General features: G+C 65.6%; 9 protein-coding genes. 4 read left to right on the top strand and 5 right to left on the bottom strand.

Features of this window, described 5'->3' with window-relative positions; genetic code table 11:
* Position 1: 1 nt before the first annotated feature.
* The gene (aceE, locus tag DOM33_RS08615) at positions 2–2695 is read right to left on the bottom strand and encodes a pyruvate dehydrogenase (acetyl-transferring), homodimeric type (protein WP_110667924.1); all 2694 of its coding nucleotides are present in this window, start codon (positions 2693–2695) and stop codon (positions 2–4) included.
* Between the two features lie 139 nt (positions 2696–2834).
* On the opposite strand from aceE, the gene DOM33_RS08610 reads away from it, so the two are divergent.
* Complete coding sequence (locus tag DOM33_RS08610; protein ID WP_162617939.1) at positions 2835–3740, top strand: LysR family transcriptional regulator; 906 nt, start codon at positions 2835–2837, stop codon at positions 3738–3740.
* A 13-nt stretch (positions 3741–3753) separates the two neighbouring features.
* On the opposite strand, the gene DOM33_RS08605 is transcribed toward DOM33_RS08610, so the two are convergent.
* The 4 genes from DOM33_RS08605 to DOM33_RS08590 all read right to left on the bottom strand — a co-directional run bounded on the left by DOM33_RS08605 (position 3754) and on the right by DOM33_RS08590 (position 8376).
* A complete protein-coding gene (locus DOM33_RS08605) occupies positions 3754–4422 on the bottom strand; it encodes an OmpA/MotB family protein (protein ID WP_110667920.1) in 669 nt (222 codons plus the stop codon).
* A 4-nt stretch (positions 4423–4426) separates the two neighbouring features.
* Entirely contained in the window at positions 4427–5251 is an 825-nt protein-coding gene (locus DOM33_RS08600) for a motility protein A (RefSeq protein ID WP_110667918.1), read from the bottom strand.
* 466 nt (positions 5252–5717) lie between these two features.
* On the bottom strand, positions 5718–6839 hold the full coding sequence (gbdR, locus tag DOM33_RS08595) for a choline metabolism transcriptional regulator GbdR (protein ID WP_110667917.1): 1122 nt from the start codon (positions 6837–6839) through the stop codon (positions 5718–5720).
* A 292-nt stretch (positions 6840–7131) separates the two neighbouring features.
* Entirely contained in the window at positions 7132–8376 is a 1245-nt protein-coding gene (locus DOM33_RS08590) for a DUF2254 domain-containing protein (protein WP_110667915.1), read from the bottom strand.
* Positions 8377–8604: 228 nt separating this feature from the next.
* On the opposite strand from DOM33_RS08590, the gene DOM33_RS08585 reads away from it, so the two are divergent.
* The 3 genes from DOM33_RS08585 (at position 8605) to DOM33_RS08575 (ending at position 13283) form a co-directional block, all read left to right on the top strand.
* A complete protein-coding gene (locus DOM33_RS08585; RefSeq protein WP_110667914.1) occupies positions 8605–9624 on the top strand; it encodes a DNA topoisomerase IB in 1020 nt (339 codons plus the stop codon).
* Between the two features lie 192 nt (positions 9625–9816).
* On the top strand, positions 9817–10884 hold the full coding sequence (locus DOM33_RS08580; RefSeq protein WP_110667912.1) for a lactonase family protein: 1068 nt from the start codon (positions 9817–9819) through the stop codon (positions 10882–10884).
* Between the two features lie 161 nt (positions 10885–11045).
* Positions 11046–13283: an NADP-dependent isocitrate dehydrogenase gene (locus DOM33_RS08575; RefSeq protein WP_110667910.1), complete on the top strand. Its 2238-nt coding sequence runs from the start codon at positions 11046–11048 to the stop codon at positions 13281–13283.
* Positions 13284–13309: the final 26 nt, after the last annotated feature.

Raw genomic sequence — 13309 nt, 5'->3', positions numbered from 1 at the left:
TTCAGCGCTCCCAGGGGGTGAGAGCGGCGGCGTCGATGCCGAAGCGGGCCAGGGCATCGATGACGACCTCGGCGGTCAGTTCGCCACGTTCCACCAGGGCCGACAGCGTCATCACGACGACGTGATACCGATCCACCTCGAAAAAACGGCGCAGTGACTCGCGGGTGTCGGAGCGGCCGAACCCGTCGGTCCCCAGCACGTAATAGTCGCTCGGCACCCAGGCGCGGATCTGATCGGCGTAGAGGCGAATGGCGTCACTGGCGGCGATCACCGGCCCGGCAGCGCGTTCGGCCAGCTGTCGGGTGACCCAGGGCTTGTCGAGCGTCTTTCCGGGGGCGAGGAAACGCTGGCGGTCGTAGGCCAGCGCCTCGCGGCGCAGCTCGTTGAAGCTCGTCGCACTCCAGACATCGGCGGCGACGCCATACTCCTCACGCAGGATTCTCGCCGCCGCCTCCACTTCGCGCAGGATGGCACCGCTGCCCAGGAGCTGGGCGCGGGGACGTTCGGCGTCGGTCGAGTCGTCCTCATCGAGCAGGTAGAGACCGCGGACGATGCCCTCCGCGCAGCCTGCCGGCATCGCCGGATGGGGGTAGTTCTCGTTCATCACCGTCAGATAGAAGAAGACGTCCTTCTGACGCTCGACCATCTCCAGCAGACCGTGACGCACGATGACCGCGACCTCGTAGGCGTAGGTCGGATCGTAGCTGCGGCAGTTGGGAATGACGGAGGCGAACAGGTGGCTGTGACCGTCCTGGTGCTGCAGTCCTTCGCCGTTGATGGTGGTGCGCCCCGCCGTGCCGCCGATCATGAAGCCGCGGCAGAGCATGTCGCCGGCGGCCCAGGCCAGATCGCCGATGCGCTGAAAGCCGAACATGGCGTAGTAGATGTAGAACGGGATCAGCGGCGTGGCGTGGTTGGCATAAGCCGTCGCCGCCGCGATCCAGGAGGACATCGCGCCGGCCTCGGTGATGCCCTCTTCCAGAATCTGCCCGCTGCGATCCTCGCGGTAGAACATGATCTGTCCGGCATCGGCGGGCTCGTACTTCTGCCCCTCCGGGGCGTAGATACCCAGCTGGCGAAAGAGCCCCTCCATGCCGAAGGTACGGGCCTCGTCGGGGATGATCGGCACGACCTTGGGGCCGAGCGTTTTATGCTTCACCAGCCCGGTCAGCACGCGCACGAACGCCATCGTCGTGGAGAGCTGGCGCTCGCCGCTGCCCTTGGTCTGGGTGGCGAAGACCCGGTCATCGAGCGCGGGGATGCTCGCCGCCTCGACGTGGGTGTCGCGGGCCGGCAGATAGCCGCCGAGTTCGGCTCGGCGCGCGTGCAGATAGCGCATCTCGGCGCTGTCGTCCGGTGGCCGATGGTAGGGCATGACCTCGAACTCGCGAGCCCCGCCCTCGAGAGCAGCGTCGTCGATGGGCAGCTCGAAGCGCTCGCGCAGCGCGCGCAGGCCGTCGGCGCTCATCGTCTTGATGTTGTGCGCTTCCATGTCGGCCTCGCCGTGTTCGCTGCCCATGCCGTAACCCTTCACGGTGTGGGCGAGAATCACCGTGGGGCGGCCGTCGCCGCCCTGAACCGCAGCGTGGTAGGCGGCGTAGACCTTCTCCGGGTCGTGCCCGCCGCGGGTCAGGTTCTGGATCTCTGCATCCGACATCGAGGCGACCCGCTCGGCAAGCTCAGCGTACTTGCCGAAGAACTTCTCCCGGGTGTAGGCCCCACCCTGCGCCTTGAAGTTCTGGTACTCGCCGTCCACCGCCTCGTTCATGCGCCGACCCAGCAGGCCGTCGTGATCGGCCTCGAGCAGGCGATCCCAACCGCCGCCCCAGACCACCTTGATGACATTCCAGCCGGCGCCCTTGAATGAACGCTCGAGTTCGCTCATGACGCTGGCGTTGCCGCGCACCGGGCCGTCCAAGCGCTGCAAATTGCAGTTGACCACGAAGATGAGGTTGTCGAGCGTCTCGCGACTGGCGACATTGAGCGCGCCCAGGGTTTCGGGCTCGTCGCACTCGCCATCGCCGAGAAACGCCCACACCTTGCGCTGCTCGAGCGGCTTGAGTTCGCGCTGGTCCAGATACTTCATCAGGCGCGCCTGATAGATCGCCTGGATCGGCCCGAGCCCCATCGAGACGGTGGAGAACTGCCAGTAGTCCGGCATCAGATAGGGGTGCGGATAGGAGGAGAGCCCGCTGCCGCCGACTTCCTGACGAAAGTTGTCCAGCCGGGGTTCGTCGAGACGGCCTTCGAGAAAGGAGCGGGCGTAGATGCCCGGCGCGATGTGGCCCTGGAAGTAGATCAGATCGCCGGCGAAACGCTCGGAGCGGGCGCGGAAGAAGTGATTGAAACCCACCTCGTAGAGCGTGGCGCTGGACATGTAGCTCGCCAGATGACCGCCGAGGCTCTTGTCCTTGGCGTTGGCACGCACCACCATCGCCACGCTGTTCCAGCGAATCGCCGAGCGCAGCTTGCGCTCCAGCGCCAGGTCGCCGGGATAGGCCGGCTGCGCGTCGAGGCCGATCGTATTGCGATGAGGCGTCGTGAGCGCTTCCTGCGCCGAGGTGAGTGCCGGATTCTCGAGCAGCCGGGCGATCACGAAGCGCGCCCGCTCTTCTCCGCCGACGCGAATCAGCGACGCGAGGGCGTCGGTCCACTCGCCGGTTTCGGTGGGGTCCAGATCGACGATACTGTTCATGGGCTCTGCCTCCTGTGGCGCCCCGCCAAACCGCGATGTCGCGGCATCAATGGGGCGTGGGAATGGCAGCTACCTTAGGATCGCCACTCTCCCGCGCTCAACGCGGGCCGTCAGGAAACAGTTTCCCGAATTCAGGACCATGAACCTCAATCATCTCAGAATCTTCGTCAGCGTCGCCGAGCAGGGCTCGATCCTGGCGGCGTCGAAAGCGCTCGGCGTCCCCAAGTCCACCGTCGCCCGCCAGCTCGCCCAGTTCGAGACCGAGCTCGCCCAGCCGCTGGTGTTGCGCAACACGCGCCACCTCCGTCTGACACCGAGTGGCAGACGGCTGTACGAACGCGCGCACTGCCTGATCGCCGCACTCGAAGAGCTGGAGAACGACCTGGGCGAAAGCGACGACGCGCTGAGCGGCAAGCTCACGGTGGCGATTCCGTCGGAGTTCGCGGTTCGCTGGCTCAACGACGGCGTGGCGGCATTCGTGGCCGCGCACCCCGGCGTGGCGCTCGACTGTGTCACCAGCATGGCGCCGCTGGACCCGGTCAAACGCGACGTCGATGTCTCGATCAGCTATCACCGCGGCAAGCTCGCCGACAGCGCCATGGTGGTGCGGTCGCTGGTGACGATGGAGAGCGTAGTGGTAGCGGCGCCGAGCGTGATCGCCGAGCACGGCCGCCCCGGGTCCATTCACGAACTGACCACGCTGCCGTGTCTGTCGACGCTGACTGCGCTGGAGGCGAACCCGTGGCACTTCCTTGACGCCTCGGGCCAGGCGATCTCTCTCAAGGTACCCGCGCGGTATCGCGTCGACAGCTCCACCCTGCTGATCGCCGGTGCCCGGGCGGGTATCGGCTTTGCGATCATCCCGCGGCATTTCTGCCAGCCGTGGATCGACGCCGGCGAACTGCTGGAGATCGCCCTCGATCTGACACCGGCGCCGCTGGAGATCATCGCCATCCACCCCGACCGGCACGGCATCACCGCGAGAGCCCGGGCCTTCGTCGACCTGGTGCAGTCCCGTCTGCGCCAGGAGCCGGGGCTCATCTAGCCTCGGCTGCCCGCTACCCGTCTGCCGATGCGCCAGGCTGTCGATGCAGCAGGATATCGACGCGCCGATTGGCCGCGCGGCCGGCTGCCGTGGCGTTGTCCGCCATCGGGCGAGTGTCGCCGTAGCCGATGGCGCGTAGCCGCGAGGTGTCGATGCCCTGCGCGCCGAGGTAGCGCACCACGGCAATCGCCCGCGCGGCGGAGAGATCCCAGTTGGAAGGAAACCGGCGCGTGGCGATCGGTACGCTGTCGGTGTGCCCCTCGACCGACATGTCACCGTCGAAGCTCTGGATATCCTCGGCGAGACCGGCGATCACATCGCGCCCCTCGGCGGTCAGGGTGGCCTGACCGCTGGGGAAGAGCAGGTCGTCGTCGATACGCAGCGTGATCCCCTGCTGCCCTTTCATGACGCGCACGCCCGCGATCTCGAGGCCCGCCAGCCGCGGTTCGAGGCCGTCGTTGAGCGGCTCGAGTCCGGCGTCCCGCGGCGTCACCGCGGCAGACTCGGTGCGGCTATCGGCCTGGGTATCGGTCGTCTCCCCCCGCGGGATGAGCGACAGCAGCAGCACGAACAGGGTCAGCAGCAGCGTGAGCACATCGAGATAGCTGGTCAGCCAGCCTTCGTCTTCCGCCGCCGCCGCGGCGGGCGGCGTCAGCAGATGCTGCATGTCTCGCTGGCGCATGGCGTTACTCCTCGGTGGCCGAAGCCGACGCCCCGGCGGTGGGCCGCGGCTTGACGTTGCGATCGCGAATCTCGTCGCGATAGCTGACCACGAAGGAGTTCAGCGTCTCCTCGATGAACGACGGCAGCCGACGCTTGCTCATCAGGGAGATCCCTTCCATCACCATGTTCATGGTGATCAGGCGCTCCTCGGTGCGCCGCTCGAGCTTCACCGCGATCGGCTTGAAGATCAGATTGGCCAGCAGAATGCCGTAGAAGGTGGTCAGCAGCGCGACCGCCATGCGCGGGCCGATGATGTTCAGACTGCCCGCGTCGATGACCTCGAGCATGTTCACCAGCCCCACCAGCGTGCCGATCATGCCGAACGCCGGGGCGTAGGTCGCCATGGTGCGGAAGATCTGCGCGTCGGCCTGCTCTTGCGCCTTCAGCCGGGTGATGCGCCACTGCAGCACGTCGAATATCTCATCCTCCTTGGTGTTGGCGATGAGCAGCTGCACCCCGGAGCGAAGAAACGGATTGCGCACGTATTCGAGTTCGCTTTCCACCGCTCGCACGTCGCCCTTGGTCCAGAGCCGCGAGAGTGCCACCAGCTCGTCGATGTCGTCTCGAACGAAGGTGTTCTCCCGCTGGAACACCACCCCGACCAGTCGCACGACGCGAACCACTTCCTTGAGCGGGTAGCTGATGAAGGTCGCCGCCAGCGTGCCCGTGACGACCAGCGCCAGCCCCGGCAGGTTGACGAAGCTGTCCGGGGATTCGGCGGTAAAGAAGAGAACGCACACCAGAAGCAGCACGCTGGCGAAGATACCTATCAGCGTCGAGGGGTTCATCGACGGCTCCTTGCAAAAGAGTGAGTGGCGCGAGCGTGACGGCGAGCCTGGCGGTGAGGCGGCGTGCCTCCCGGGGGCAGACCGGGTCGCTCGCAGCCGGAAGCGCCTGTGCCCCGTCGCGGTGCGCGACTGGCGCTTTGCACGTACCTCCGGCCTACGCGAGACAACGGCCGATGGAGCGAAAAGTTGAGCAGGCTAACTATCATTCGGCACGACCGATCACCCCCACGCCAGGGGTCATGGGCGCTGAAGGCGGATCGCGGTGGTTTGTCGCAGCGGGAGGAATGGGGACGCCGATCGCTTAACGGAGGCAATATCGACCGACAGGGGGGAGGCATCTGACGGGTTGCCGTAAAGCGAGCGAGCGCGGCGCGAGTCGGCACTCCCGATACGAAGCCGCCCGCCGCCCGATCGCTCAACGAGAGTCGAGCGATCGGACGACGGGCGACGACACGGCAGTGACCGGCTAGTTCAGTGCGACGCTCGCGTAGGTGGGTTCGCCATGGGCGTGGTCCAGCGCGACGCTGGCGCTGCTGATCTGCAGCAGCGAGTCGTGGGCCAGGTTCGGGTCGGTCAGCGGTGACAGACGCTGGAAGCGGATCGACTCGTTGCGATCCTCTCGCGGTGGCGTCCCGAAGGTCTCGCGATAGCACTTGGAGAAGTGCGGCGTGGAGACGAACCCGCAGGCCGAGGCGATCTCGATGATCGGCAGCGAGGTCTGCTTGAGCAGCTGGCGCGCCCGGGTAAGACGCAGCTTGAGGTAGTAGCGCGACGGCGAGCCGTGGAGATGGCGCTGAAAGAGTCGCTCGAGCTGGCGCCGGGAGACGCCGACGTAGCTTGCCAGCGCGTCGAGCTCGATCGGCTCTTCGATGTTGGCTTCCATCAGCGCCACGATTTCGAGCAGCTTGGGCTGGGTGGTGCCCAGCATGTGCTTGAGCGGCACGCGCTGCTGATCCTCTTCACCGCGCACCCGTTCGCAGATGAACATCTCCGAAATCGCCGCGGAGAGTTCACGCCCGTGATCGCGGCGGATCAGGTTGAGCATCATGTCCAGCGGCGCGGTACCGCCGGAGGCCGTGAAGCGGTCGCGATCGATGGAGAAGAGCCGGGTGCTCCAGGCCGCCCGCGGATAAGCCTCCTGCATCGCCGCCAGACACTCCCAGTGGATACTCGCCTCGTAGCCGTCGAGCAGGCCGGCCTGCGCCAGCGCCCAGCTACCGGTACACACCGAACCGATACGCCGCACGCGCCGGGCGCGACTCTGCAGCCAGGCGACCAGCGACGGGGTCGCCGAGCGCAGCGGCGCCACGCCGCCACAGACCACCAGCCAGTCGAGCTGGAGCGCCGAGTGGGCGCCGGCATCCGGGGTGATCTGCATGCCGTCGCTGGCGCGCACCGGCGTGCCGTCGAGCGTCAGGACGTACCAGCGATAGAGCTCCCGTCCGGCGAGCTGATTGGCCATGCGCAGCGGTTCGATGGTCGACGCCAGCGAAATCAGCGTGAAATCGTCGAGCAGCAGGAATCCGAGAGTCTGGGGGGCGGCGGTATCGTCGTGTTGGACGACGCCAGAGCCGGGCAGGTGTGCCATGTCTAGTCTCCTCCAAGGATAGGTCGGTGGTCATTGTTATTGGCGTTTCCCTGGTCCCGATTCGCCGGAGAAGCGGCCCGTTCGAAGGCCCTTCGCGGCAGCCACCGGGGGCCATCGTCATACCCCGTTCGACGGCCCGTTCCGATCTATGTCGGCTCGATTTCGACTCTAATCCCGGCAATCTTTACACGCATGCGTTTTTATCTCATTGCGACATTGGCAGCGCTCACGACTAGTCGAGTGTCGCTTTTGGAACAGTTTAGGCCTGGAAGGCATAGGTTTATGACAATCGTTAGGTGCGAAGCAGGTCGCGAACGCGCGCCTTGTCCTCTTCGAGGATCAGGCCCTGATCGAAGCGCTGCACCACCCGCTGCATGTAGCGACGGGCGAGCTGTCGCTCGTTGTCGTCGCCGGCCGCAGCAAGCGAAATCAGCCCTTTCTGAAGGCGGATTCCGATCTCGACCGCGGAGGCACCGTCGCGGGAGATCGGCGTGAAGAAGTCGTCGAAGATGTCCTCGGAGCGCAGCGGATCGACGTAGACGTGAGCGACGGGCTGGTCGACCTCATCGATGCCGTCGGCGGCGTGACGAACCCAGGGCGTCAGGACGCGAACGCCGCAGCCGATGACGTCGATGGCCGTACCGGAGTCGTTGATCCCCGGCGAAAGGGCCTTCGAGGCCACCTCGGCGAGCACGATGATGCCGAAGCGCGGATCCTGCTCGTAGCGTCGCGACGGGCCGATGGTGAAGGCCGCCGCGATCTTGTCGGCGCGCTCGTCGTCGAGCGGCCCGGTCAGCGCCAGCACGGTCGTCTCATCGACGTACTTGCCGGGCAGTTCCCGCACGTAGATCGCCTGCGCGCTGTCGTTCGCCAGCGTGCCGAGACGCTTCATGTCGATGTGCTGGATATAGCCGATCTTGCCGGCGCGCACCGGCGAGAGCCCCTGCGGCAGCGATGGCGGCGTCGCCTGGCCGCCGAGGTGTGGGTTGTCGATGCGCGTCTTGAAGGCATCGCTCGCCGCTCTTTCTATCTTGGCGATCGTGTCCCTCACCCGCCCCAGTCGAGTGAGATACCCCGCCCACTTGATCAGCTGATAGACCACCAGCACGATCACCACCAGCGTGGCGCCGAACAGCAGCGTACGACCGTCCGCGTCGTAGATCCCGGCTGCCAGCGCCACGATACCCACCAGGCTGAAGAGAAACGCGCCGATGAAGGTCGCCAGCGTGTTCTGGGTGACTCGATCCTCGATCAGCAGTAGCGTCGCCCGGGGGCTCACGTTGCTGGTCGCCGAGCCGTAGGCGGTGACCATCGCGCTGAGCGAGAAGGTCGTCACCGCCAGCATGCTCGAGGCGATGATGTTGAGAATGTCGTCGACGGCGGTCGCCCCCACTTTCAGGATCGACGGCACCTCGAGCCACGGCGTCGCGAGCCAGGCGATCAGCGCCGTCGCGACGCCGGCCAACGAATAGATCGTCGCGCGGTACCACAGCGACCGGTGCAACCGGTGCCAAATCCATTGAACTCGCCCGATCATGACTCTCTTCCTCGTCGAAATGCTTCCCGAGTCTAGCCGAAACGAGCCCGCGCGCGCCCTGCCCCGCTTCGCCTTGGGCCCGGCGCGACGACGAGAGTCGCGCGTACCGAAGCGCGTGCACGGCGATACTCAGACGCGCCAATGCTCACGCGCCGTCTATACGTGTGCCAGTGAACTATGCTGATTCGGTTTTCCACCGCTTTCGGGCCAAGGCAAAAGGAGTTTGCCATGACCAATGATGCTCCCCGCGTGACGCGCAAGCGTTCCGGCAAGGGGTTTACCTACCGCTATGCCGACGGCGAGACGCTCAAGGACAAGGCGTGGCGGAAGTGGATCGCCTCATTGGCGATTCCACCGGCGTGGCACGACGTCGAGATCGTGCTCGACGAGCGCCACCATATTCACGCCACGGGCCGCGACTCGGCCGGGCGCAAGCAGTACGTCTACAACGCCAAATGGCGGGAGAAACGCGAGGCCCTGAAGTTCGATCGTATCGTCGAGTTCGCCGGGCGACTGACGCCGATGCGACGTATCACCGGTCAGCACATGACGCTCGAGGGGCTGCCGCGGGAGAAAGTGCTCGCCTGTATGGTGCGACTGATCGACAGCGCCTATTTCCGCCCCGGCAGCGAGCGCTACCGCCAGGAGAACGAGTCCTACGGGCTGACCACCATGCGCTCCAAGCATCTCACCATCGAGGGTGACGAGCTGATCTTCGACTACCAGGGCAAGAGCGGGCAGCACCAGCACCGCGTGGTAGAAGACGACAAGCTCGCCGAGATCGTCGGCGAACTGGACGACGTGCCGGGCTACGAGATCTTCAAGTACTTCGATGAGGACGGCAACAAGGTCCGCGTCGACAGCCACGACCTCAACGACTACATCCACGAAGTGATGGGCGAGCGCTTCAGCGCCAAGGATTTCCGGACCTGGGCCGGCACCTCGCTGGCCGCGCTGGCGCTCGAGGAGTTCGGTGTCGGCGACGACGAAAAAGTCAGCGAGAAGAACGTGCGCCAGGCGGTCGAGCACGTCGCGCAGAAACTCGGCAACACGCCGAGCATCGCCAAGGCGAGCTACATCGATCCACGGGTGGTGGAGAGCTATCTCGACGGCCGCACGCTCGAGCACTTTCGCAAGCTGGTCGAGACCGAGATCGAAAACGACGACGATCTGACGAGCCCCGACGAGCGCGCCATTCTCGGGCTACTCCAGGCCAAACTCGAAAAACGGCGCTCACGCGAACGCTGATCCGCAGTCAACAGTGCCGCGACGCGGCGACGCTTGATCGACGCTACCCCGCTCGCGGTGCTACAACGAGCCTGCTGATATCGGGACCGATATCGTTCGGGGCCATGCCCGCCCTCGGTACGGCCCTCTATCGACGGGCCAGTATCATAACCGGGTCCATCGCCCCACTCATCGACAGGGAGAGCCTTCATCATGTCTACCGCCCCCGAGCGCGATACGCTCGTTTTCGTCGCCAATGCCGGTGACGGCACCATCGGCCGCTACCGCTTCGACCGCCAGACCGAGAAGCTCGAGTCGCTGGGCACCACAGAGGCCGGCAACAACGTCATGCCGCTGGCGGTGAGCCCCGACCAGCGTTTTCTCTACGCAGCGGTTCGTAGCGAACCGCTGCGCGTGCTGAGCTACCGGATCGATCCCGACAGCGGCGACCTCACCCCGCTCGGCAGCGGCGCGCTCCAGGGGAGCATGGCCTACATCGCCGTCGACCGCAGCGGGCGTTATCTGCTCGCCGCCTCCTACGGCGACAGCTGCGTCAGCGTGAGCCCCATCGACGCCGACGGGGTGGCCGGCGATGCCACGCAGACCGTGGAAGTCGGTACTCACGCCCATGCCATTCTCACCTCGCCGGACAACCGTTACGCCTTCGCCACTAGCCTGGGCGACGATCATATCGAGCAGTTCCATTTCGATGGCACGCTCGCGCCCAACGATCCCCCAAGGATCGACACCGCACAGGCCGAAGGGCCTCGCCACCTCGTCTTCTCCCCCTGCGGGCGCTTCATCTACGTGCTCGGCGAGTTCTCGGCCGACGTGACGACGTTCGCCTTCGATGCCGAAAGCGGCCAGCTCACTGAGCTCAGCGTGTGTCCAGGCATCGCAGAGGGCAGCTCTCTGGCCCACGGCATGCGCCAGCAGGACATTCCCGAAGGCGATGATACGCCGCGCATCTGGGCCGCCGATCTTCACGTCAGCCCCAACGGTCGCCACCTCTACGTGTCCGAGCGCACCAGCAGCACGCTGAACGTCCTCGCCGTCGACCCCAATACCGGTGCGGCGCGCTTCATCGAGAGCGTGGAGACCGTCTCTCGACCCCGCGGCTTCGAGATCGACCCGCTGGGTGGCTATCTCATCGCCGCCGGCGAGCTGAGCGATCACCTCGCGCTCTACCGAATCGACGATAGCGACGGCCGATTGAGCCATGTCAGCGACGCCCCGGCCGGCAACCAGGCCAACTGGGTGGAGATCGTCGCCTACGACTGAGCGACGCGGCACACCACCCACGCCGCGGCGACCGGCGCGTGAATGCGCCGGTCACCGCCCGCTGATATACTCGGGCTCGCCAAGTTGTCGACAACCCGATCCGGCGGCTTCACCGCGAGTCGAGTTTTGCCACCGCTGAGACAAGAGAGGTCATCCCTGCCATGCCCAACACGCCCAAGATCATCTACACGCTGACCGACGAGGCGCCCGCGCTCGCCACCTTCTCGCTGCTGCCGATCGTCGAAGCGTTCACCGGGACCGCCGGCATCACCGTCGAAACCCGCGACATCTCTCTGGCCGGGCGCGTCCTGGCGCAGTTTCCGGACCTTCTGAACGACGAGCAGCGCGTCAGCGACGATCTGGCCGAGCTCGGCGAGCTGGCCAAGACGCCGGAAGCCAACATCATCAAGCTGCCCAACATCAGCGCCTCCGGCCCGCAGCTGAAAGCCACGATCAAGGAGCTTCAGGGTCAGGGCTATCCTCTGCCGGACTACCCCGACTCCCCGCAGAACGACGACGAAAAAGCGATCAAGGCCGCCTATGACAAGGCCAAGGGCAGCGCGGTCAACCCGGTGCTGCGCGAAGGCAACTCCGATCGTCGCGCGCCGAAGTCGGTGAAAAACTACGTGCAGAAGTATCCGCACCGCATGGGCGAGTGGAGCGGCGAGTCGCAGTCCCACGTCGCGCACATGGAAGAAGGCGACTTCTACGGCAGCGAGCAGTCCGCCGTGATCGACCAGGCCGGCAAGCTGAAGATCGCCCTCAAGCAGAAGGACGGCACCGAGGTCGTGCTCAAGGAGAACTTGAGCGTGCAGGAAGGCGAAGTCGTCGACGCCTCGCGCATGAGCAGCCGCCGTCTGCGCAACTTCATCGACCGTGAAATCAAGGACGCCAAGAAGCGCGGCGTGCTCTTCTCGCTGCACCTGAAGGCAACCATGATGAAGGTCTCTGACCCGATCATGTTCGGCATCGTGGTCGAGGAGTTCTACAAGGACGTGCTCAAGACGCACCGCGAAGCCCTCGATCTGGCCGGCTTCAACCCCAACAGCGGTATCGGCGATCTCTACAGCGCGATCGAGAAGCTGCCGAGCGAACAGCAGCAAGCGATCAAGTCCGACATCGACGCGCTCTACAAAGAGCGCCCGCCGATGGCGATGGTCGACTCCCACAAGGGCATTACCAACCTGCACGTGCCGAGTGACGTGATCATCGACGCCTCGATGCCGGCGATGATCCGCGACTCCGGCAAGATGTGGGGCGCCGACGACGCGCTGCACGACGCCAAGGCGGTGATCCCGGATCGCTGCTACGCGACGATCTATCAGACCGTGATCGAGGACTGCAAGGAGAACGGCGCCTTCGATCCGACCACCATGGGCAGCGTGCCCAACGTGGGCCTGATGGCGCAGAAGGCCGAAGAGTACGGCTCTCACGACAAGACCTTCCAGATCCCGGCGGACGGCACCGTCGTCGTCACCGACGAAAACGGCCAGACGCTGTTCAGCCACGACGTCGAAGCCGGCGACATCTGGCGCATGTGTCAGACCAAGGACGCGCCGATCAAGGACTGGGTCAAGCTGGCGGTCAACCGCGCCCGCGAGAGCCAGACCCCGGCGATCTTCTGGCTCGACGCCGAACGCGCCCACGATGCCAAGCTGATCGAGAAGGTCGAGACCTACCTCAAGGATCACGACACCAGCGGCTTGGATATCCGCATCCTGGCGCCGGACGAAGCGATGACCTTCTCGCTCGAGCGTATCCGCCGCGGCGAAGACACCATCTCGGTCACCGGTAACGTGCTGCGCGACTACCTGACCGACCTCTTCCCGATCATGGAGCTCGGCACCAGCGCCAAGATGCTCTCCATCGTCCCGCTGATGAACGGCGGCGGCCTGTTCGAGACCGGCGCCGGCGGCTCCGCGCCCAAGCACGTTCAGCAGCTGGTCGAAGAGAACCACCTGCGCTGGGATTCGCTGGGCGAGTTCCTGGCGCTGGCCGCCTCGCTCGAGCACCTGGGCAGCACCTTCGACAACGCCCGCGCCAAGGTACTGGCGGCGACGCTGGACCGCGCCAACGGCGAATTCCTCGATGCCGACAAGTCGCCCAAGCGCAAGACCGGCGATCTCGACAACCGCGGCAGCCACTTCTATCTGGCACTCTACTGGGCGCGCGAACTCGCCGCGCAGACCGAAGACCAGGAGCTGAAGTCGCTGTTCGAAGAGATCGCCAAGACCCTCGGCGACAACGAGCAGAAGATCGTCGACGAGCTCAACTCGGCGCAGGGCAAGCCGGTCGACATCCAGGGTTACTACCACCCGAACCGCGAGCTGACCAGCCAGGCGATGCGCCCGAGCCAGACGCTCAACGCCGCGCTGGACAAGCTCTACAAGGCCTCCTGATCGACGGCCGCCCGGTTCGCCGGGCG

Source organism: Salinicola halophilus (assembly GCF_003206155.1).
Taxonomy (GTDB): domain Bacteria; phylum Pseudomonadota; class Gammaproteobacteria; order Pseudomonadales; family Halomonadaceae; genus Salinicola; species Salinicola halophilus.
The sequence above is the reverse complement of the archived record's forward strand: the minus strand, read 5'-3'. Positions and strand labels throughout refer to the sequence as shown.

Bases quoted from the DNA above. Each gene is read 5' to 3' on its own strand.
- aceE (WP_110667924.1), bottom strand. From the start codon at position 2,695: ATGAACAGTATCGTCGATCTGGACCCCACCGAAACCGGCGAGTGGACC.
- DOM33_RS08610 (WP_162617939.1), top strand. From the start codon at position 2,835: ATGAACCTCAATCATCTCAGAATCTTCGTCAGCGTCGCCGAGCAGGGC.
- DOM33_RS08605 (WP_110667920.1), bottom strand. From the start codon at position 4,422: ATGCGCCAGCGAGACATGCAGCATCTGCTGACGCCGCCCGCCGCGGCG.
- DOM33_RS08600 (WP_110667918.1), bottom strand. From the start codon at position 5,251: ATGAACCCCTCGACGCTGATAGGTATCTTCGCCAGCGTGCTGCTTCTG.
- gbdR (WP_110667917.1), bottom strand. From the start codon at position 6,839: ATGGCACACCTGCCCGGCTCTGGCGTCGTCCAACACGACGATACCGCC.
- DOM33_RS08590 (WP_110667915.1), bottom strand. From the start codon at position 8,376: ATGATCGGGCGAGTTCAATGGATTTGGCACCGGTTGCACCGGTCGCTG.
- DOM33_RS08585 (WP_110667914.1), top strand. From the start codon at position 8,605: ATGACCAATGATGCTCCCCGCGTGACGCGCAAGCGTTCCGGCAAGGGG.
- DOM33_RS08580 (WP_110667912.1), top strand. From the start codon at position 9,817: ATGTCTACCGCCCCCGAGCGCGATACGCTCGTTTTCGTCGCCAATGCC.
- DOM33_RS08575 (WP_110667910.1), top strand. From the start codon at position 11,046: ATGCCCAACACGCCCAAGATCATCTACACGCTGACCGACGAGGCGCCC.